Origin of the sequence: Cellulomonas chitinilytica, assembly GCF_016862675.1 — a bacterium.
Lineage (GTDB): Bacteria > Actinomycetota > Actinomycetes > Actinomycetales > Cellulomonadaceae > Cellulomonas > Cellulomonas chitinilytica.
Genome location: NZ_BONK01000017.1, coordinates 1 through 21153 on the forward strand (window position 1 = coordinate 1; position 21153 = coordinate 21153).

The 21153-nt window shown below is 74.5% G+C and carries 17 protein-coding genes; 5 read left to right on the forward strand and 12 right to left on the reverse strand.

Features of this window, described 5'->3' with window-relative positions:
• The 4 genes from Cch01nite_RS19710 to Cch01nite_RS19725 all read right to left on the reverse strand — a co-directional run.
• A partial coding sequence (locus tag Cch01nite_RS19710) for a condensation domain-containing protein (RefSeq protein WP_239071124.1) occupies positions 1-850 on the reverse strand: 850 nt, incomplete at its 3' end.
• Positions 851-880: 30 nt separating this feature from the next.
• Positions 881-1426, reverse strand: coding sequence for a hypothetical protein (locus Cch01nite_RS19715; protein ID WP_203758214.1), 546 nt, complete (start codon positions 1424-1426; stop codon positions 881-883).
• A complete protein-coding gene (locus Cch01nite_RS19720) occupies positions 1423-3513 on the reverse strand; it encodes a S53 family peptidase (RefSeq protein WP_203758215.1) in 2091 nt (696 codons plus the stop codon). Before Cch01nite_RS19720 ends, Cch01nite_RS19715 begins: the two co-directional genes overlap by 4 nt.
• Positions 3514-3655: 142 nt before the next feature.
• On the reverse strand, positions 3656-5041 hold the full coding sequence (locus tag Cch01nite_RS19725) for an APC family permease (RefSeq protein WP_203758216.1): 1386 nt from the start codon (positions 5039-5041) through the stop codon (positions 3656-3658).
• Between the two features lie 147 nt (positions 5042-5188).
• Here Cch01nite_RS19725 and Cch01nite_RS19730 point away from each other — a divergent pair, with 147 nt between their 5' ends.
• The gene (locus Cch01nite_RS19730; RefSeq protein ID WP_203758217.1) at positions 5189-5533 is read left to right on the forward strand and encodes a YtxH domain-containing protein; all 345 of its coding nucleotides are present in this window, start codon (positions 5189-5191) and stop codon (positions 5531-5533) included.
• A 327-nt stretch (positions 5534-5860) separates the two neighbouring features.
• Here Cch01nite_RS19730 and Cch01nite_RS19735 read toward each other — a convergent pair whose 3' ends face one another.
• Entirely contained in the window at positions 5861-6403 is a 543-nt protein-coding gene (locus tag Cch01nite_RS19735) for a gluconokinase (RefSeq protein WP_373309966.1), read from the reverse strand.
• A gap of 84 nt (positions 6404-6487) precedes the next feature.
• On the opposite strand from Cch01nite_RS19735, the gene Cch01nite_RS19740 reads away from it, so the two are divergent.
• The gene (locus Cch01nite_RS19740) at positions 6488-7768 is read left to right on the forward strand and encodes an MFS transporter (protein ID WP_203758219.1); all 1281 of its coding nucleotides are present in this window, start codon (positions 6488-6490) and stop codon (positions 7766-7768) included.
• A gap of 10 nt (positions 7769-7778) precedes the next feature.
• Here the strand turns inward: Cch01nite_RS19740 and Cch01nite_RS19745 are convergent, their stop codons facing one another.
• The 4 genes from Cch01nite_RS19745 to Cch01nite_RS19760 all read right to left on the reverse strand — a co-directional run bounded on the left by Cch01nite_RS19745 (position 7779) and on the right by Cch01nite_RS19760 (position 12757).
• Positions 7779-9599, reverse strand: coding sequence for a pyruvate dehydrogenase (locus tag Cch01nite_RS19745; RefSeq protein WP_203758220.1), 1821 nt, complete (start codon positions 9597-9599; stop codon positions 7779-7781).
• 69 nt (positions 9600-9668) lie between these two features.
• Positions 9669-10379 (reverse strand): SRPBCC family protein, encoded by a 711-nt coding sequence (locus Cch01nite_RS19750; protein ID WP_203758221.1) that lies wholly within the window; start codon positions 10377-10379, stop codon positions 9669-9671.
• A gap of 48 nt (positions 10380-10427) precedes the next feature.
• A complete protein-coding gene (locus Cch01nite_RS19755) occupies positions 10428-11423 on the reverse strand; it encodes a phosphotransferase family protein (protein ID WP_239071125.1) in 996 nt (331 codons plus the stop codon).
• A complete protein-coding gene (locus Cch01nite_RS19760; RefSeq protein WP_203758222.1) occupies positions 11420-12757 on the reverse strand; it encodes an MFS transporter in 1338 nt (445 codons plus the stop codon). Before Cch01nite_RS19760 ends, Cch01nite_RS19755 begins: the two co-directional genes overlap by 4 nt.
• Positions 12758-12835: 78 nt before the next feature.
• Here Cch01nite_RS19760 and Cch01nite_RS19765 point away from each other — a divergent pair, with 78 nt between their 5' ends.
• On the forward strand, positions 12836-13132 hold the full coding sequence (locus Cch01nite_RS19765) for a GNAT family N-acetyltransferase (RefSeq protein ID WP_203758223.1): 297 nt from the start codon (positions 12836-12838) through the stop codon (positions 13130-13132).
• Between the two features lie 49 nt (positions 13133-13181).
• Here the strand turns inward: Cch01nite_RS19765 and Cch01nite_RS19770 are convergent, their stop codons facing one another.
• Together Cch01nite_RS19770 and pgm are read right to left on the reverse strand one after the other, a co-directional pair.
• On the reverse strand, positions 13182-14675 hold the full coding sequence (locus Cch01nite_RS19770) for a hypothetical protein (RefSeq protein WP_203758224.1): 1494 nt from the start codon (positions 14673-14675) through the stop codon (positions 13182-13184).
• Positions 14676-14920: 245 nt separating this feature from the next.
• Complete coding sequence (pgm, locus tag Cch01nite_RS19775; RefSeq protein ID WP_203758225.1) at positions 14921-16594, reverse strand: phosphoglucomutase (alpha-D-glucose-1,6-bisphosphate-dependent); 1674 nt, start codon at positions 16592-16594, stop codon at positions 14921-14923.
• A 298-nt stretch (positions 16595-16892) separates the two neighbouring features.
• Here pgm and Cch01nite_RS19780 point away from each other — a divergent pair, with 298 nt between their 5' ends.
• Together Cch01nite_RS19780 and Cch01nite_RS19785 are read left to right on the forward strand one after the other, a co-directional pair.
• Positions 16893-17717, forward strand: coding sequence for a DUF5926 family protein (locus Cch01nite_RS19780; protein WP_203758226.1), 825 nt, complete (start codon positions 16893-16895; stop codon positions 17715-17717).
• Between the two features lie 180 nt (positions 17718-17897).
• Entirely contained in the window at positions 17898-18677 is a 780-nt protein-coding gene (locus tag Cch01nite_RS19785) for a glycosyltransferase family 2 protein (RefSeq protein WP_203758307.1), read from the forward strand.
• Here Cch01nite_RS19785 and Cch01nite_RS19790 read toward each other — a convergent pair.
• A complete protein-coding gene (locus tag Cch01nite_RS19790; protein ID WP_203758227.1) occupies positions 18640-21090 on the reverse strand; it encodes a hypothetical protein in 2451 nt (816 codons plus the stop codon). The genes Cch01nite_RS19785 and Cch01nite_RS19790 overlap by 38 nt on opposite strands.
• Positions 21091-21153: the final 63 nt, after the last annotated feature.

Here is a 21153-nt window from a genome sequence, read left to right on the forward strand (position 1 = left end):
CGGTCGTCCGGCGCAGCGCCGCCACGGCCGGGGCGGGCAGCGTGAACGTCGTCGTCGCGCCCGTGAACGTCTGGACGGGCGGGCGCGGGCGGTCCGTCGGCAGGTCCAGCACGGGCAGCGCGGCGAGGTGCTGCGTCCAGTAGTCGAGCTGGCCGTCGAGGTGCGTGCCCGTGAGCCGGTCGCGCTGCCAGAGGGAGAAGTCGGGGTACTGGATCGCGAGGGTCGGCAGGTCCGGCGCGACCCGGCGGGCGTGCGCGGAGTACAGGGCCGCGATCTCGGCGAACAGCACCCGCATCGACCACCCGTCGGCCACGATGTGGTGCACCGCGACCGCCAGCACCCATCGGGACGCCGCGAGCCGGACCAGCGTGACGCGCATCAGCGGCCCGGTCGTCAGGTCGAACGGCGTCCTGGCCTGCGCGGTCGCCGCCGCCACCGCCGCCGCCTGCGGGTCCGGCACCCCCGACACGTCGACCACCGCCACGCGCACCGGCAGCGACGCGTGCACCACCTGCACCGGCTCGTCCTGGCGCGTCTCGAACGTCGTCCGCAGCGCCTCGTGCCGCGCCACGACCTCGTCGACGCACCGCTGCAGGAGCGCCGGGTCGACCGCGAAGTCCAGCCGCAGCGCCACGTCGATCGTGTAGAACACGTTCCCCGGGTGCAGCCGGTCGAGGAACCACAGCCGCGCCTGCGCGAACGACAACGGGAACACCCGACGACCGTCCGCACGCAGCGGGATCGTGTCGGACCGGACGTCCAGCCCCTCGGTCGTCAGGCGTCGGCGCAGCAGCGCCTCACGCTCCCGGCCCAGGCCGGTCGGATGGCCGGTCGGATGTGACGGCGGCATGGTCCCCCCGGCGGCACAGCGGTACCCGGATCACTCCAGGACGGATGTCGGTCCCCACCCGGCGACCTCGCCCGGTGGGGTCTCGTCGTTCGTGTCGGCCGCCTCGACGGTCCCGCCGACGGCGCTCCCGTTGATGGCGGTCACCGGGGTGGCGGGCCATCCCGTGGCACCCCGTCCGGCCGCGTGCCCGTCGGGGGCGCCCCCCGGCTGACCGGGCGCGTGCCCGTCGGTCGACACCCACGCGACCCACGCGGCCGCGTGCAGCGCGTCGGCCAGCGCGGCGACCTCCTCCGGGGAGGCCCCGTCCCGCGGCCACGCGTCGCCCACGGCACGCAGGAACCGGCTGAACGCGTCCTGCACCCCGGCGCGGGCGCTGTCGGCCCCGACGGTCCGGGCGAGCAGGTCGCGGTACTCGTCGAACGCGGCGGGCAGCCGGGCCGGGTCCTGCTGCGCGACCTCGCCCAGGCGTGCGTACGCGTCGGCGACCCGCCGGGTGGCGGCGTCGTCCCCGACCGCGCCCGCGGTGCGCTCGGTGAACGCCGCGTAGGCGACCTCGACCTGGTCCCGGAGCGTCATGGTGCCTGCCGCGCGTCGGGTGGGCCGAGCGCGAGGTAGACCGCCTCGCCGGCGCCGGCGATCGTCGTGCCGATCACGGTCAGCGCGTACGCGTCGAGGTCCGAGGCCCTGGTCTGCGCCCAGCGTTCCTTGACGGCGCCGACCCACTCCAGGTGCGCGGCCGCCGCTGCGTGCCGGAAGGCCACGAGGTCGGGCGCCGAGTCGCTCTTGGCCGACGCCGCGGGCTGCCACGCCTCCCGGAACGCGTCGACGAGCCGGGCGGTGGCGTCGACGAACGGCTGGGCCGCCGTGGGCAGCGTCGACGGCGCGCCCGGTTGCTGGCCCGGCGGCCGGTCCGGTTGCTGGCCCGGCTGCTGGCCCGGCTGCGCCGTCCCGCCGGGGGCACCCGCCGCCGGTGCGTCCGCCGCGTGCGGCGTCCCGGGCGTCTGCGCGATGACCGTCCTGATGGCCGCCAGCAGCCGCGCCCCGTCGGGGCTGCCGAGACCCGTGCAGGCGTCCCACCCCGGCCCGGCCGCGTACGCCCCGTTGTTGCCGTGGATGATGTCCCGCAGCACGGGGTAGTGCAGGAACCGGTAGAGCAACGGGTTGAGAAAGCCGAGCGGCGTCTCCAGCGCCTGGTTCAGCCGGGCGACGAGCGAGGACCACAGCGGCGCCGTGAGGCTCGTCCCGCCGATGATCGCGAGGTGCTCGCCGTCGAGCGTCGCGATCGCGACACCCGTCTCGGGGTCGGCCAGGCCGGACACGTCCGGCACCCCGCGACCCACGTGACGGTCCGGGTTCGCCGACGGCGGGACGCCCGCGTGCTGCTGGTAGCGCGGCACGGGGAAGATCCGGCTGACGCCGCCGCCCGTCGCGCTGCCGGGCCCGTTGTTCCAGGTCAGCTCGTACAGGGGCACGCCCTGCGGCGCGACGATCCGGGTGCCGCCGCACGCCAGCACGTACGGGCTCGACGCGGGGAAGTCCGCGTGCGCGCGTCCGTCGTTCGCCTGGTCCCGGGAGCCGTCGTCGCCCGACGCGCAGCAGATCGTGATGCCCTTGGCGGCCGCCGCCCGGAACGCCTCGTTGACCTTGAGGATCGCCGCGGCCGTCCACGCGCTGCGCGGGTCGTCCTCCGGGTTGCCGTAGCTCACCGAGATGACGCTCGGGCGGTGCGTGGTGTCCGTGATGATCGCGTTGACCGCGTCGACCCAGCCGCGCTCGGTGAACTCGGTGAAGTACATGACGATGTCGGCGCCCGGCGCGCACGAGCCGACGACCTGCAGGTCGAGCATGATCTCGCCGCTGCTGTCGAAGGGGTCGCTGCCGTCGTCCGTGCCGGGGTCGTTGCCGGGACCCCGGACCACGACGTCGGTGATCTTCGGCACCGGGATCTGCAGCACCTGCTCGAAGTACGTCGTCACCGCGTCGATCGAGTACCCGCCGTGGCTCGTCGAGTCGTTGAAGGCCAGGATCGCGATGCTCTGACCTGTGCCGTCCGTGCCGGCGGGGTAGCGGTAGATGTCGGCGACCTGCGGCGGCAGGAACGTGTTCGGGGGCAGCCCTGCCGCGCGGACGGTGCTGAGCCCGAGGCCGGACGGGACCTGGTTGCTGCGCCGCAGACGGGTCTTGCCGACCCGGCGGTCGTCGAGGCCGAACACCGACTCGACGACGTCCGCGACCTCGGCCGGGACCGTCACCGGCCCCTGCCGTCCCCGGAACGTCTGCCCCTCGCTGCGGTAGCGGGCGAGCTTGACCCCGAACGCCTCCTGCGCCGCCTTGCTCGTGCCGCGCAACGTCACGCTGCGCTTCTCCGGGCTCGACTCGACGACCTCGAGCTTGTGCGCCCGCGCGAACTCCTCGACCTTCGCGATGTCGTCCGGGTCCGCGCCGTACCGCAGCGCGAACTCGTCGTCGTCGACCGTGCGCCCGGTGAGCCCGGGCAGCGCACCCAGGTCCTCGGGGTCGGGGAGGTCCGGCTGGTCGGCGCGCCGTCGGACGTACACGGTGACGTCGACGGGCTCGTCGGCGGGGACCGCCTCCACCCGTTCGGCGTCCACCGGGAGCTGTCGCTCGGTGAGCGGGATCGCGACTCGTCTGGTCGTTGCCATGACGGAGGAGCCCCTTTCGGCGCGCGCTGCGGGTCATCGCTGCTGTGCCCGATTTCTCCCGATGCTGCTCCTGCCCGGGTCCGGTGTCCAGGGTCGTCCGTGCAGCCCGATCGGGCGCCCCCGGCACGCTCGGGGCCGGCGGTCACCGCCGCGCCGGCCGCCCCACGAGCCACCGGTTCACCAGGTAGAGGAGCACGCCGACCGCGAGCAGCACGCCCGCCCGCAGGTAGACGGAACCGTCGCGGCCGGTCAGCGGCGACGCCAGGACCAGCGACGCGACGGCACCGAGCACCGGCGCCCAGGTCGGCGCCCGGAACGGCTGGGTGTCGGCGTCCTCGTCCTCGGGCGATCGCTCGTCGTCCTCCGGGGGCGTGCGCCGCAGCACCAGCACCGACACGTTGACCACGGCGAACACCAGCAGGAGCAGGAGCACGGTGGTGTCGGCCAGCCCCGCCAGGTCACCCGTCGCGACGAGCGTGAGCGCGATGAGCACGGTGAACGCGATCGCGACGTACGGGGTCTGCCGGCCGGGGTGCACACGGCCGAGCACGCGCGGCACGATGCCCTCGTTGGACATCCCGTAGACGAGCCGCGACGCCATGATCATGTTGATGAGCGCCGTGTTGGTGACGGCCAGCAGCGCGACCGCGGCGAACAGCTTCGGCGGGAACGTGAGGCCGGCGACCTTGACGACCTCGAGCAGCGGCCCGGTGGAGCCCGCGAGCGTCTCGGTGTCGACGAGCATCGACGACGTGAACGCCACCCCGAGGTAGATGACGCCCGCGACGGCGAGGCCGCCGAACAGCGCCCGGGGGAAGTCGCGCCGCGGCCGGCGGCACTCCTCCGCGAGGTTCACCGAGTCCTCGAAGCCGAGCAGCGCGTAGAACGCGAGCGCCGTCGCACCGAGCACCGCGACCCACGGCGTCCCCTCCGGGTCGAGCTGGACCGCCCGCTGCGGGTCACCGTCGCCGTGGAGGAGCGCCCACGCGCCGATGGCGAGGATCACGACGAGCCCCGACGCCTCGACGACCGTCAGCACCACGTTGACCTTCACCGACTCCGAGATGCCGATGACGTTCACCGCCGTGATCACGAGCAGGAAGAACCAGGCCGCGAGCAGCGTCGGCACGGTGACGAACTCGGCGAGGTAGTCGCCGCCGAAGGCTCGGGCGGCGGCGCTCGCGCTCGTGATGCCGGACATCATCACGGTGAACGCCACGAGGAACGTGAGGAACGGGCTGCGGAAGGCACGGTGGGCGTACAGCGCCGCGCCGGCCGCCCGCGGGAACCGCCCGACGAGCTCCGCGTAGGCCGTCGCGGTGAGGGCCGCGAGCGCGAACGCGCACAGGAACGGCACCCAGATCGCGCCGCCGACCTCGGCGGCGACCTTGCCGGTGAGCGCGTAGATGCCCGCGCCCAGGATGTCGCCGACGACGAACAGCAGGAGGACCTTGCGGCCGATCGTGCGTCGCAGACCAGGGGACGACTCGGGCGGTGGAGCGGCGCGGGTGGCCGGCTGGTCGGTCACGGGACCTCCGCGGGCGTCGACGTCGGATGCTCGCCAGTGTTCTCCCGAGCTCACGTGGCCGCGCGTCGAGGCCTCGACGCGCGGACCCGCGGATCGCTGCCTACGCTCGGACCTTTCGACGACCCCGACGGCTCCCTGGGAGGTCCCATGAAGGGCAAGGTCGCATTCGTCCTCGGTGCCGGTGTCGGCTACGTGCTGGGCACGCGCGCCGGACGCGGGCAGTTCGAGCGCCTCAAGGGCTGGGCGAACGACGCCTGGAACGACCCGCGCGTGCAGGACTACGTGCACGAGGCGGAGGGCCAGGTCACCGAGTTCGCGAAGCAGCAGGGCGCGGCGCTCAAGGACAAGGCCGTCGAGGTCGCGAAGTCTGCGGTGTCGGGAAAGACGGCCGACAGCAAGTGGGGCACGATCCCGCTGACCGACGAGTCCGTGGACGTGGCGGCCGGCGAGCCCGTGCTCGACGCCGACGACCTCGACCGCCGGCGGCCCTGACCCGCCAACTGCCTCACCTGGTCAAGCGGACTACGAGTCCCGTGCCGCGCGGATCCACACCCGCCGGCACGGGGCGGCGTCCGAGGTGTACTGCCCGTGCTCGACCTCGTAGGCGCACTCCCCGCAGACACCGTCGTCGTCGTTGCCCGATCCGGCGTGCTCGTCCCATCGGTGGTCGCAACCAGGGCACCGGCCCGGCCCGGGGTGGTCAGCGGGTCGGCGCCGTACGAAGAGGCGCCCGAGTCGAGCCATGCCCTCAGGGTAGGGACCGCCGAGTCACGTGACGCGTGTCGACGGCGGCGAGAGGGCCGGTTGTCGCGCTGCGCGCTAGGTGCGGTGCACCGCGTCGAGCACCGCGCGGGCCGTCGCGGACGGGACGACGGCCGCAGCGACCACCACGCCGTCCTCGTCGGGTCCGAGCGGCTCGAGCGTCGCGAGCTGGGACGCGAGGAGGGCCGCCGGCATGAAGTGCCCGCGCCGGGCGGCCATCCGCCGCGCGAGCTCGTCGCCGGGGACGTCGACGTGCACGATCCGCACGCGGCCCTCGGCCTCGCGCAGCACGTCGCGGTACGCCCGCCGCAGCGCCGAGCAGGCGACGACGACCGACCGGCCTGCCCGGGCGTGCTCGGTCATCGCGTCGCGCACCAGCCGGAGCCACGGACCGCGGTCCTCGTCGGTCAGCGGGGTCCCGGCGTGCATCTTGTCGACGTTCGCGGGTGGGTGCAGGTCGTCGCCCTCGACGAACGGGCGGCCCAGCCGCTCGGCGACCATCGTGCCGATCGTCGACTTCCCGGTGCCGGACACCCCCATGACGACGAGGTGCTCGACGACCGCCAGGGCCCCGTCCGGCTCGGTGATGTCCTCGCGCACGCTGCTCCTCTCGACCGGTCGCCACTCTGCCATCGCGGATGGGCGGGCGCCGAGGTCGTGACCTTAGGCAACTACACTCCCTCGGTGCCCTCCCTCGTCGTCGACACGACACCCCTGCGCGTCAGCCCCCAGTTCCGGCGGCTGTGGTGGGGCCTGTCGATCTCGAACCTCGGCACCCAGCTCACCGTCGTCGCGGTCGGCCTGCAGGTGTACCACCTCACCGGGTCGACGTTCTCCGTCGGGGTCCTCGGCCTGTTCGCGCTGGTCCCGCTCGTGGTGTTCGGGCTGTACGGCGGCGCGATCGTCGACCACTACGACCGCCGCAGGGTCGCGCTCGCCGCGTCGCTCGTCAGCTGGGCCGTCACGATCACGCTGGCCGTGCAGGCGTGGGCGGGGAGCACGTCCGTCGGGCTGCTGTTCGCGCTCGTCGCCGTGCAGTCCGGCGCCGGCGCCGTGAACAGCCCGGCGCGGTCGGCCATCATCCCGAGGCTCCTGGAGCCGAAGCTCATCCCGGCGGCCAACGCCCTGCAGACCGTCGGCTTCAGCGTCGCGCTGACCGTCGGTCCGCTCCTCGGCGCCGCGCTCGCCGGCGTCGACTTCGGCCTCGCGTACACCGTCGACGCGATCCTGTTCACCGCCGCCCTCGCGGCCCTCCTCCGGCTCCCGCCCGTGCCTCCCGAGGTGTCGTCCACCCGGCGCAGCCGCGTGGGGATCGGGTCCGTCGTCGACGGCCTGCGGTACCTCGGCACGCAGCACAACGTCCGCATGACGTTCGCGGTGGACCTCGTCGCGATGGTCACGGCGATGCCGCGCGTGGTGTTCCCCGCGGTCGGGCTGCTGTACCTGGGCGGCGGCGCGACGACGACGGGGGCGCTGACGGCGGCGATCGCGGTCGGCTCGGTGCTCGCGGGGCTGTTCTCGGGCGGGCTCACGCGCGTGCGGTGGCAGGGTCGGGTCATCGCGCTGGCGATCACCGTGTGGGGCGTCGCGGTCGTCGGGTTCGGGCTGGTGCTCGTCGTCGTCGGCTCGACGTCGCCCGACAGCGTCCTGTGGGTCGCGCTGGGGCTGGCGTTCCTCACGCTCGTCGTCGCGGGCGGCGCCGACGCGATCAGCTCGGTGTTCCGCCAGACGATCCTGCAGACGGCCACCCCCGACGACATGCGCGGCCGGCTGCAGGGGATCTTCATCGTCGTCGTCGCGGGCGGGCCGCGGCTCGGCGACCTGTGGATCGGCACGATGTCGCAGCGGGTCGGCGAGGCGTGGGCCGTCGTGCTCGGCGGCGTGCTGTGCGTCGTCCTGCTGTGGCTCCTGGTCCGCGCCCAGCGTGGCTTCTGGGACTACGACTCCCACCACCCGGTGCCCTGACCCGCACGCGTCACGGGCGCGGGACGTTGCGCAGGTTCGAGCGGGCCATCGCCATGACCTCGCCCAGGCCTCCGCCCAGGACCTCCTTGCTCATGGCGGCCGTGAACCCGGTGACCTGCTTGCGCGTGATCTTCGGCGGCAGCGACAGCGCCCGCGGGTCGGTGACGAGGTCGACCAGCGCGGGCCCGTCGTGCGCGAACGCCTCCCGCAGCGCCGGCCGGATCCCCGCGGGGTCCTCGACCCGCACGGCCGGGATCCCGATGGCGGTCGCGACCGCGGCGTAGTCGACCGGCGGGGAGTCGGTGGCGTACGAGGGCAGCCCGTCGACGAGCATCTCGAGGCGGACCATCCCGAGCGTCGCGTTGTCGAACAGCACGACCGTCACGGGCAGGTCCAGCGCGCGCAGCGTGATGAGCTCCCCGAGCAGCATCGACAGCCCGCCGTCCCCGGCGAGCGCGACGACCCGCCGCCCCGTGCCGGCGGCCCCGCGCGCCCGTGCGTCGGCGTCGTCGACCGACGACCCCTCGACGGGTGCCCGCCCGGCCATCGCCGCGCCGATGGCGTGCGGCACGGCGTTCGCCATCGACCCGTGCAGGAACGACCCGATGACCCGCCGCCGGCCGTTGGGGGTGAGGTACCGGGCGGCCCACACGTTGCCCATGCCGGTGTCGACGGTGAAGACCGCGTCCTCGGGCGCCTCCTCGTCGAGCACGACCGCGGCGTACTCGGGGTGGATCGGCCGTGTCGACGAGACGTCCTTCGTGTACGCGCCGACGACGCCGCCCATGGCCTTCTGGTGCCGGGCGAGCATCTTGTCGAGGAACCGGCGACTGCGCTTGCGCTGGACGAGCGGCAGGAGCATCCGCAGCGTCTCCCCGACGTCCCCGAGCACCACGAGGTCGTTGCGGGTGCGTCGCCCGAGCCGTTCCGGCGCGACGTCCACCTGGGCGGTCCGGACGCCGGCGGGCAGGAACTGGTCGTACGGGAAGTCGGTGCCGAGCAGGAGGAGCAGGTCGGCACCCTCCATCGCCGCGGCGCACGCGCCGTAGCCGAGCAGCCCCGTCATCCCGACGTCGAAGGGGTTGTCGTACTGGATGTGCTCCTTGCCGCGCAGGGTGTGGCCGACGGGCGCGTGCAGGGCGTCCGCGAGGGCGAGCACCTCGGTCCGCGCCGCGGCGACGCCGGCCCCGGCGAAGATCGTCACCGTCCCGGCCTCGTCGATCGCGCGGGCCAGCGCCCGGACGGCGTCCTCGTCGGGCACCACGCGCGGCGGCGGGGGTGGGGTGAGCACGTCGACGCCCGCGGGTCCGGCGTCGAGGTCGGCGACGTCGCCCGGGAGGGTCAGCACGGCCACGCCCGGCCCGGCGTAGGCGTGGTGGATCGCCGACCGGATGACGCGCGGCGCCTGGGCGGCGGACGAGACCATCTCCGAGTACACCGAGCACTCCAGGAAGAGCCGGTCGGGGTGCGTCTCCTGGAAGAACTGCGTGCCGATCTGCGCCGACGGGATGTGCGACGCGATCGCGAGCACGGGCACCCGGGACCGGTTCGCGTCGTACAGCCCGTTGATCAGGTGCAGGTTCCCCGGCCCGCACGAGCCGGCGCACACCGCGAGCCGCCCGGTGAGCTCGGCCTCCGCCGCCGCGGCGAACGCCCCGGCCTCCTCGTGCCGCACGTGCACCCACGCGAGGTCGGCTCCGCCCTCCCGGGCCCGGCGCACCGCGTCGACGACGGGGTTGAGGCTGTCGCCGACGATCCCGTACACGTGCCGCGCGCCCGCGGCGACGAGCTGTGCGACGAGCTGGTCGGCGACGGTCTCCCGACGAGCCACGGACGACCTCCAGACGACGACGGGGACGGTCCGACCATCGTCGGCCCGCCCCCGGACGCCTGCATCCGCTCAGGAGTAGACGTGCTCCAGCCACTCGGTCCACCGGGCTGTGGTCGTCTCGGCGTCGGCGCCCTCCGCGAAGTCGTGGATCGCGACGCCCACCGGCGACCCGAACGCGTTCCGGCCGAACAGCCGGATCAGCGAGTGGTCGGTGCGCAGCCCGACGAAGTGCGGCCGCACGTAGTCGACATCCACGCGCTCGACCCGGTGGACGAGCGTCGTCACGGTGACGTCCCCCTCGCCCAGCCCCGCCAGCCCGAGCCTGTTGAGCAGCCACTCCAGCGCGCCCGGGTTGTTCGACGCCTCCGGTGCGTCGACCGACGAGTACGTGGCGGTCCGGTCGCGGAAGTGCGCGAGGTACTGCGTGAGCGTGTGCAGGTAGAAGTCGGTGTGCTGGGCGGCGCCCTCGTGCTGCCGGTCCCAGTCCTCCGCGAACACGCCGGTGTGCGTCCAGCGCAGGCGCGACCGCCCGCCGTCGAGCGGGGTGATCTCCTCGGAGACCTCGTTGAACCACCCGTCAGGCCCCTCGTGCCGGCCGGTGACCTGGTGCGGCGGGTCCCACGCGACGACGGTCCCGCCGAACGACACCGCGCCGCCGACCCGCGGCTCGAAGTCCATCGGCCAGAGCCAGGCGGCGTTGGCCGTGGTGACGGCGTCCCACACGGCCTGCGGGTCCGCGTCGACGTCGATCTCGCGGACGATCTCGAACTCGCGTGCCATGTCGCTCCTTGGTGGTCGGCGAGTGGATTGCCAGCGGCAAGCGTGCGCTCAGCGCGCGGTCTGCGCCAACCGGCCGAGGAACGTGCGGAGGTTGCTCCACAGCGTCTGCCGGTACTCCACCAGCCAGTCGCCCTCGAACTCCCGCGGGTTGATCTCCGTGATCATGATCATCGTCAGGGAGAGCCGGTACATCGTGAGCCGGGTCGCCGGGCCCTCGCTGAGGATGTCCACCGGCGTCCCGGCGACGGACTCGTAGCCCGCGAGCAGGCGCGGGTTCACGGCGCCGGAGCTCATCGCCTCCGCGCCGACCAGGTCGTACAGGGGGTCCGCCCAGATGGCCCGCTCGGTGTCGATGATGCCGACGAGCGCGCCGGTCTCCGGGTCGACGAACAGGTTCCCGGGCCACAGGTCGGTGTGCACGAGGCACGGCTGCTCGACGGCGTCGAGGTGGTGCAGGTTCGCGGCGACGGCCGCCCGGATCTCGTCGGCGGGGAACGTCGTGCCGGTCCGCTCGGCGTCGGCGAGCAGCGCCTCGACCATCCGCCCGTACGCCTGCGCCCACGTGTCGCCGACGAGCCCGTTCGCCTCGTTCGGGTAGCCGAACCGCTCGCCCTGCACGGCGTGCAGCCGGGCCATGAACGCGCCGAGCTCGAACTCGGCGCGGGCGGAGCGCTCGTCCCCCTCGCCGAACCCGACGTCGACGAGCGGCTGCCCGTCGAGGTGGGTCACGACGACCACGTCGGACGGCAGGACGGTGCGCGAGAAGTCGGTGAGCAGGACCGTCGGCATCAGCAGGTCGCGGCCCTCGGCGAGCCGGTACACGAGCGCCTCGGTGCGGATGAGGTCGTGCTCGTAGGTCAGGAGCCGGTGCGTCTCGGTGGGCGCCGTCTTGGCGATGACCCGGGTGCCGTCGTCGAGCGTGACGCGGTAGGTCGTGGCGAACATGCCGCCCTTGAGCTGCTCGTACGACACCATCCGCCCGAGGGGCGCGACGAGTGCGCGGAGGGCGTCGTCGGTCGTCAGGGGCTGCTCGGCCACGGTCACGGCGTCGAGGGTACCGGCCCCGGTCCGCCGTCCGGCCGGCGCCCGTCGTCGGGCTCGACGGCGTCGGCGACCTCGCACGCGGCGACCGCCGCCCCGCCGCTGGCCGACGGCGAGCAGTCCTCCACGGCCCCCCGCACCCGTGCCGCGGCGTCGCCCCGCAGCGTCCGGTACGCCGCCAGGGTCGCGACGAGCGCGAACCCGGCGGACACGATGACGACGAGGTACCCGCCGTGCGACCCCTCCCGGTCGATGAGCACACCCGCGACGGACGAGCCGATGGACACCCCGACGCCGAGCGACGTGCCGACCCACGTCAGGCCTTCGGTGAGCCGGTTCGCGGGGACGAGCTGCTGCACGAGCCCGTTGCCGTTGATGAGGGTCGGCGCGATCGCGAACCCGGTGACGAACATGACCGCCGCGAGCACCACGAGGTTCTCGACGAGGAAGAAGAAGCACACGCCGACGGCCAGCGCGACGACGCCGAGCGCGAACCGCAGGTGCAGCGGCCGCCGCCAGTGCCGGGTGCCGTACAGCAGCCCCGAGATGAGCGACCCGAGCGCGAACACCGCGAGGATCACGCCCGCGAGCCCCTTGCGGCCCTGCTCCTCGGCGAACGCGACGGTCGACACATCCGTCGCCCCGAAGATCGACCCCATCGCGACGAACACCACCGCGAGCACCACCATGCCGGCGTTCGCCAGCACCGACCCCCGCGCCCGGGGCGTCCCGGCCGGCGCCGAGGGTGGCTCGGTCGAGCGCTGCGCGAGGAACCAGTACCCGCCGACGACCATCCCGACGAGCGCGACGACGAGCCCGGCGGCCGGCTGCACCCCGGTCGCGAGCAGCGTCGCGAGCACCGGGCCGACGACGAACACGAGCTCGTCGACCGCCGACTCCAGCGAGTACGCCGTGTGGATCGTTCTCGGGTCGCCGCCGAGGGTCCGGTTCCACCGTGCCCGCACGAGCGACCCGAACGACCCGATCGCCGCGCCCGTCACGGCCGCCGCGACGTACAGCAGGACCGTCGGCGCCTCGGCGAGCGTCGCGACGACGAGCGTGACGAGCCCGACGGTCGCGATCCCCACCGCCGGCCGCATGACGCGCGCCTGCCCGTGCCGGTCGACGAGCCGGGCCAGCTGCGGGGAGCACACCGCCTGCGCGATGACGTACACGGCGGACACCCGCCCGGCCAGCCCGTACGACCCGTACACCGCCGACACCATCAGCACGATGCCGATGCCCACCATCGACATCGGCAGCCGTGCGAGCGCCCCGGCCGCCGAGAAGGCGAGCGCCCCCGGACGCGACAGGACGTCACGGTAGGGCTGGAGCATGCGGTCAGTCTCGCACCCGCCGCCGACGCCTTCCTGCTGGGGCTGGCCGGGGAGCGCGTCGTCCCGCAGGATCGAGGGATGACGACCGTGCTGGTGGACGACGTGCCCGAGCTCGAGCGGTTCGAGGCCCGCGACCCGTCGGGGGCGCTCCTCGGGTTCGCGGCCTACACGCTCGACGGACCGACCGTGGTGTTCATCCACACCGAGGTCGAACCCGAGCATGAGGGGCAGGGCGTCGCGTCCCGGCTCGTGCAGGGTGCCCTCGACCTCGTGCGGGCGCGCGGCGCCGACGTCGTCGCCCTGTGCCCGTACACGAAGGCGTGGATCCGCAAGCACCCCGAGTACCAGGACCTGCTCCGGGCGCACACCGCCTGACCCGCGCCGCCCGACCCCGCCGCCCGACCCCCGCCGCCCGACCCGGACGTCAGGGGCGCTGGCTCTGGCCCGGCAGCATGGCCCACAGCCCCTTCGTCTCGCTGACCGCCTTGCCGAGCTTGCTCCCCGCGTCAGGCGTGACGAGGTCGAGGAGCAGCCACAGAGCGGCGACGCCCGTCGTCAGCGACAGCTCGTCCCGGTCGTTGAGATGGGCCGCGACCGTCGCGGCGACGGCGACGGCGAGGGCCGTGACCTTGCCGACCCAGGCCCGCACCCGCTGACCGACCCGCACGATCGGCGCAGTGTCCACGTCGGCCTCGGGAAGCGCGCTCCAGCGGCGCGCGGTGCCGGCGAGCACAGCGTCCCAGAGCGCCTCGTCGAGCTGCGCGTCGGACCGGGTGTCGCCGAGCAGCAGGTCACGGTTCCATCGGTGCACGACGGCCGCCTTGCGCTCGAACGTGCGGCTCAGGGCCGTCGCGTTCCTCGGGTCGAGCCGGCACATGTGCGAGGCCACGCCGGTCTCCATGACACGTGCGATCCATGCCAGCTGCTCGGCGACGCCGCGGCGCGGGTCGGTCGCGTCGCACACGCGGTCCAGGATCGACGAGTGCGGCGTCGACGACCCGCGCCTCGTGGCCATCAGCCACATCACCGACTGGACGAACTCGGCCTCGGGCGCGCGCCGCAGCCGGGACCGCAGCTGCCACCGCAGAGCCCCCTGGTTGAGCAGCTGGATCACGACGATCAGCACGCTCGTCGCAGCACCGAACACCAGCCCGCCCACGATCCCGGGAGCCAGCCGGTCGGGCGCGCCGACGACCAGGACGTCCACCCGGCGCCCGATGCCGTCCGCCCCGTAGAGGACGCCGGCCAGGAGCGCGCTGCTCCCGACGAGCGTGAGGCCCAGGGCCCACGAGAGCGGGAGCAGCTTCAGGAGCACGAGCCCCACCCAGAGGACGAGCAGCGTGGCGACGTACGTCGCCACCGCCGCGAGCGCTCGCCACGTCGTCCCGGCGTCGGCCGGGAGGAGGATCAGGACGCCGCAGAGCGCACCCCAGAGCCAGCCGTGGACGACACCGACGCGGTTCGGCGCCGAGACGCGCTCCGCCGGGAACAGCACGACGGCCGTGACGGTGACGAGCGCGACCGCGACGAGGGGCCCGAGCTGGCTCATCCAGAGGACCACGAACGTGGTGGCGAGGATCGGCGCGGCGTCGTAGACCCAGGCGACGGCGTGGCCCGCGACGAGCTGCGTCGCCCAGGTCACCGACGAACGACGGTTCGCGACCCGGAGGTCGGCGTGGACGTCCGCGATCTCCTCGGCGGTGAGCTTGCGCTCGGCCAGGACCTTGGTGAGGCCTGCGCCCAGCTCGTCGAGCCGGTCGTTCAGCGACTTCCGCAGGACCAGTGGCCGGACCCGGGTGAACCGCTGGCCCGCCCACCACTGCGGGCCGGACGGCGGTGCGGGCCGGCGCGCGGGTGTGCGCCGCGCCGCCTCGTCGCGGGTGCTCGCGGTTCTCTTCTCGTCCGTGCTCGTGCTCATGGCTGCCCTCCTCGGCAGTGAGGATGCGCGGGAAGCCCCGGGTGATACCGGAGGGCGGCGGGCCGACCCGGGAGGCGACCGGGCGGGACGGGGCGAGGACGACGATCGTCGGGCCCAGGCCCAGGCCCAGGCCCAGGCCCAGGCCCAGGCCCGGGCCCAGGCCCAGGCACGGCGAAGGCCCCGGGGCTCTGATGCCGGCCGGGGCCCTCGTCGAACTCGGGGAGCTCGTGTGGAAGGGGTGCGGGTCAGGACCCGAGGGCCTGCGCCACCACCTGCTTCGCCTCGGACTGTACCTGCGTGAGGTGCTCGGGGGAGATGAACGACTCTGCGTAGATCTTGTAGACGTCCTCGGTCCCCGACGGGCGCGCGGCGAACCAGGCGTTGTCCGTGGTGACCTTGAGGCCGCCGATGGCCGCGTCGTTGCCGGGCGCGTTCGTCAGACGAGCCGTAATGGGCTCGCCGGCGAGCGTCGTCGCGGTCACCTGGTCGGGGTGCAGCGCCGCGAGCGTCGCCTTCTCCTCGCGGGAGGCCGGGGCGTCGACGCGGGCGTACCAGGACTCGCCGAACTCGGCGACGAGGTCGCGGTGGTGCTCGGACGGCGACTTCCCGGTCGTCGCGAGGATCTCCGAGGCGAGCAGCGCGGGGAGCATGCCGTCCTTGTCGGTGGTCCACACGGTGCCGTCCTTGCGCAGGAACGACGCCCCCGCGGACTCCTCGCCGCCGAACCCGACGGACCCGTCGACGAGGCCCGGCACGAACCACTTGAACCCGACCGGCACCTCGAGCAGCCGCCGGCCGAGCTTGGCCGCGACCCGGTCGATGAGGCTCGACGACACGAGGGTCTTGCCGATCGCCGTCCCGTCCGGCCACCCGCCACGGGCCCCGCCGTACAGGTACGAGATCATCACGGCGATGTAGTGGTTCGGGTTCATCAGCCCGCCGTCGGGCGTCACGATCCCGTGCCGGTCGGAGTCGGCGTCGTTCCCGGTCGCGATGTCGTACGGGGCGTCCCCGCTCATCCGCGCGACGAGCGACGCCATCGCGTACGGCGACGAGCAGTCCATCCGGATCTTGCCGTCCCAGTCGAGCGTCATGAACGCCCACCGCGGGTCCACCGTCGGGTTCACGACCGTGAGGTCGAACCCGTACCGCTCCCCGATGGCGCCCCAGTACTCGACGGACGCGCCGCCGAGCGGGTCCGCGCCGATCCGCACGCCCGACGCCCGGATCGCGTCGACGTCGATGACGTTCGCGAGGTCGTCCACGTAGGCCGTGAGGAAGTCGTGCTTGCGGGTCGTGTCCGCGGCCAGCGCCTTCTCGGCGCTCACCCGGGGGACGTCGCGCCAGCCGGAGGCGAGGATCGCGTTCGCCCGGTCGGCGATCCAGTTGGTCGCCTGCGACCCGGCGGGCCCGCCGTCCGGCGGGTTGTACTTGAAGCCGCCGTCGCGCGGCGGGTTGTGCGACGGGGTCACGACGATGCCGTCGGCCAGCCCCGGACCGTGCGTCCGGACGCCCTCCGACGTGCCCGCGCCGTTGTGCCGCAGGATCGCGTGCGACACCGCCGGGGTCGGCGTCCAGGAGTCCCGCGCGTCGACGTGCACCTCGACACCGGCCGCGGCCAGCACCTCGAGCGCGCTCTTCCACGCCGGCTCGGACAGCCCGTGCGTGTCCCGTCCGATGAACAGCGGACCGTCGGTGCCCTGGCCACGGCGGTACTCGACGATCGCCGCCGTGGTGGCGACGATGTGCGCCTCGTTGAACGCGGTGTCGAGCGCGGAGCCGCGATGGCCGCTGGTGCCGAACACCACCCGCTGGGTCGGGTCGTCGAGATCGGGCTCGCGGTCGTAGTAGGCGGTCGTGAGGGCGTCGATGTCGACGAGGTCGGACGGCTGGGCAGGTGTTCCGGCGCGCGGGTCCATGTCGCGATCCTCCCCCAACGTCCGGAGAGGCGCAGCCCGGTCTACGTCACACCGACGCCGCCGCACCCCCCCGCCCCTGCCCCTCCCTCGCACCCCTCTGCTCCGCCCCTTCCCTGCCCCTCGCGCGCCCTCTTCCCGGCGAGACCGTGACTTCGGGGTGAGAACGGCACTTCACAGTGCCGTTCTCACCCCGAACTCACGTTCTCGACCCCGCCGCACGGCGGCGGGTGGGGGCGGGTGGCCGGGTCGGGCGGTGGCCGGGAGGGCGGGGGGCGGGTGGGCCGGTAGCCTGGTCCGCATGGCCAAGAACACGCCCGACTTCGTGCTGCGCCCGTTCGAGGGGCTGCCCGGCGAGCCCGACTGGGTCGCGCTCAAGGAGCTCGTCCCGGCGGCGACCGCGACCGCCCGCACCACGAAGGAGCACGGCGCGCGCGACGTGCTCGTGACGACCGTCCTCCCGACCTCCTGGCCCGCGCTGCACCGCTCGGACGGCGTCGTCCTGCTGGCGCTGCAGACCGTCGGCAGCTCCGGCGACACCAGCCGCGACCTCGCCGTCGCGCTGCTCGAGGCGCTCGACGTCGAGCCCGGCACGGCCGTCGAGACGATCGGCCTGCCCGAGCCCGGCCCGCGGCTGCAGGACGTGCTCGACCTGTCCGTCCCGTTCGAGGTGACGGTCCTCGACTCGTTCGCGTACTGGCTGGCGCCGGACACCGAGCGCACGTCCGACCTGCAGGCCGCCATCGAGGAGGCCGACTCGGGGATCGTCGAGACCGTCAAGATCGCCGCCGCCGACTCCGCGTACTGGTGCCGCATGGGTGCCCGCGAGTTCCTGCGCTGGGCGCAGCCGCACGACGAGCAGGTCGTCCTCGACGCCCTCGCCCGGCTGCACGCCCGCCGCGAGTCCGGGTTCGAGGGTGCCAAGTTCGTCGGGTACTTCCGCTCGAGCGGCCTCGTCGTGCCGGTGTGGGAGCTCGCGAAGGGCTCGGAGGCCGAGGACGTCGAGGCGCCCGTCGCCGCGTTCCGGCCCAAGTTCGAGGCCGCGCTCGCGGAGACCGGCCCGCTCGACGCGAACGAGCGTCGGGCCCGCGCCGGCCTCGTCGCCCGCCAGGTCACGCTCCGCTGACCGACCGTCACCGCCCGCCCCCGGGTGCTCGTCCGCGTCCGGACGGGTGCATCCCGGCGGCGGGCGGTGCTGCGTCCGGCATCCCCCGCGCGGATCGCTAGGCTGACGCCCGTGACGCGCAAGAGCGGGAAGTCCGCCGACAGCGAGACGTCCGCCGACGCCACCCACCCGGCCGACGAGGTGCGCGCGGCCGCCCACCGGGCCCGGCAGCGGGTCGCGGTGATCATCCCCGCGAAGGACGAGTCGCGGCGGATCGCCGCGACGGTGCGCTCGGCCCGGGCGATCCCGTTCGTCGACCTGGTGCTCGTGGTCGACGACGGGTCGGAGGACAACACGCAGCACGTCGCCCGGGAGGCGGGCGCCGTCGTCGTCCGGCACTCGCACAACCGCGGCAAGGCCGCCGCGATGGAGACGGGTGCGGCGGTCGTCGCGATGCGCGACGCCCCGGACCGGTCGCCGCGGATCCTGCTGTTCGTCGACGGCGACCTGGGGGAGACGGCCGTGAACACGGCCCCGCTCGTGCCGCCGGTCGTCGAGGGCCACGCGGACCTGTCGATCGCGCTGCTGCCGCCGCAGCCCGGCGCCGGTGGGCGGGGCATCGTCGTCGGCGCCGCCCGGCGGGCCATCGCGTCGATGACCGGCTGGACGCCCACGCAGCCGCTGTCCGGCATGCGCTGCCTCACGCGGGAGGCGTTCGAGGCGGCCACGCCGCTCGCGCGCGGCTGGGGTGTCGAGACGGGCATGACGATCGACCTGCTGCGGCAGGGCTTCCGGGTGGTCGAGGTGCCGTGCGAGCTGCGGCACCGGCCGTCGGGCTCGGACCTCAAGGGTCAGATGCACCGGGCCGCCCAGTACCGCGACGTGCAGCTCGCGGTGAACGCCCGCCGGGTGCGGGTCGCGGCCTCGAGCGTGCGTCACGCGGTCACGCCCGGGACGAAGACGCCTCCGACGCACCGCTGACGTCCCCGGTCGGACCGGCGCCCGTGTCGGCCCCGGCATCGCCCTCGAGCGCCGTGCCGCCGGCGGGCGGCGTCTCGCCCTCACCACCGGTCCACCCGTCGGGCGACCCGAGCCGCCACTGCGCGGCGGCCGCCACGAGGCACGGCACCGCGAGCGCGATCCCCGTGGCCGGCACGACGATCCCGGAGTCGTTGATGAGGAACCCGACGGTGAGCCCGGCACCGATCGCGGCGACGGCGGGCCGCAGCAGGGGGACGGCGTGCCCGAGTCCGGCGAGCGGGCTGCCGCCGCCCATGAGGCCGCCGCGCCGGGGCCGTGCACCGGCGACGACGATCCAGGTGAGTGCCACCCCGGCGATGGCGAGCACGAGGTACCGCCACGACGTCAGGACGCGCAGGTTGGCGGACAGCTTGCGCCCGAGCACGTCCCACAGCCCGCCGTCGAGCACGGTCGCGAAGAACCGGCCCAGGTGGGTGCGCTCGTCGGGGGGCCGCAGCCAGTCGAGCACGGCGAACCCGCCGACGACCAGGACGCCGATGCCGCACACGAGCGCGACGGTCCGCCAGCTCACCTTCCGGCCGCTGACCACGACCGTGAGCAGCGCGAACGCGACGATGAGCGCGGGCGGGCCGCCGAAGTCGCTGCCGAGCCCGGGGGTGCCGTCGACGAGGACCAGCAGCAGCCCGAGCGCGGCCACGGACGCGGTGGCGAGCCGCCGGTGCCCGCGGCGCAGCAGGGGGTCGGCGATGGCGACGGCGAGGAGCAGGCCGCCGGCGGTGAGCAGCGCGAACGCCTGGTTGCTCATGCCGTAGAACCGGGCGGCGAGCAGCCGGTGGGCGCCCATCGGGGTGTCGATGACGAGGTTGGAGCCGGTGCACGCGTCGACGACGAGCACGGCGACGGTGACGCCGGCGACGAACCCGGCGGCGCCGAGCAGGTTCCGCCGCCACGGCCCGACGAGCGCGAGCACGGTGATGACGGCGACCCAGCCGAGGACCACCCACCAGAACGCCAGGCGCGGGTCACCGGTGCGCCACCACGGCACGAGGGCGGTGAGGAACGCGGAGATCGGGGCGGCCGCGAGGGCGAGCGACGCGACCCGCAGCACCCGCAGCGTGGGTCGCAGCGGCCGCCGGTCGGACCGGCCCTTGCGCGTGAGGATGATCGCGGCGGCGACGAACAGGGCGGCCTGGATGAGGGCGAGCCGGGCGGAGAACGCGCCGCTGACCCGGGTGATCCAGGAGGCGTGGAGCTGGACGTCGAGGAGCGCGGCCACCCGGGCGGTCGCGGTCGCGGGTCCGGCGACGGGCAGGATCGCGGAACCGGTGAGGGCGGGCGCGGCGCCGGCGAGGCCCACGGAGTCGAGCAGCGTGGGTGTGACGTCCACGGTGACGACGAGGCCCTTCTGCCGCGTCGACCCGGAGGTGAGGAACGACTCGGAGTACGCGGCGCCGTTCGGTGCGACGCCGGTGGCCGCGGCGAGCTGCAGCACGGGCCGCGACGAGTCCGCGAGCGAGACGACGAGCACGGTCGCGCCCGAGGCGCGCGCGCCGTCGACGACGGCACCGATGCGCTCGTCGAGGGTCTGCGCCTGCGACGACCGGGTGGGCTCGACGATCGCGTCGGGGGACGGCAGGTCGGGGGCGGTGGGGTCGGACAGGCCGGGCACGACGTCCTCGTCGGCGTCCTCGGGCAGCGGTTCGGACGTGGTCCGCGGCCGGGTGGCGTAGCCGGGGTCGCGGATGACGCCGGCGTCCACGACGACGAGGCGGGACTCCGCGAGCGCGCTGCGCACGGCCCGCGTGAGGCCGGTCGCCGACTCGGGCCGGGGCAGGTGCGTGCCGACGGGCAGGCCGTCGGAGTCCGCGAGCGCGATCGCGGCGCCGGGGCCGATGCCGGTCACGGGGACGCCCGCGTCGGACAGGGTGTCGCCGAGCAGGCCGACGTGGGCGCCGTACGACTCGGCGTCGGCGGCCTGCTGGTAGTCGTCCCACCCGGGCACCAGCCCGGACTCGCCGGGGTCGCGCAGCGTGCGGCACGTGCGGTCGTCGGCGGGCAGGTCGGCGGCGCGGGTGCCCGACGAGACCGCGAGCCACCCGTCGGCAGGGCAGGACCGCGACGCGACGGACCGGGCGGCGACGTCCCCGACGGACCCCTCGCGGGACATGTTCCACAGGGCCGGGGTGGTGAGCGTGCTGACGTCGTCCCAGCGCAGGCCGGTGACGCCGACGAGCACGACCGGGGGGAGCGCGATGTCGTCGTCGGCCGGAGCGGGGGTGGGCGTCGGGGTCGCGGCGGACGCGGACGTGCCGACGGTCAGCGCGACGAGCACCGGGGCGACGACGGCGACGAGCACGCGCAGCACGAGGGTGCGGGTCCGGCGGGACGCGCGCGGACGGGCAGGGGTGGGCACCGAACCAGCCTACGTGCGCACTACCCTCGACCCCGGCGGGCCTGCCGCCCGTGCGGGGGACGT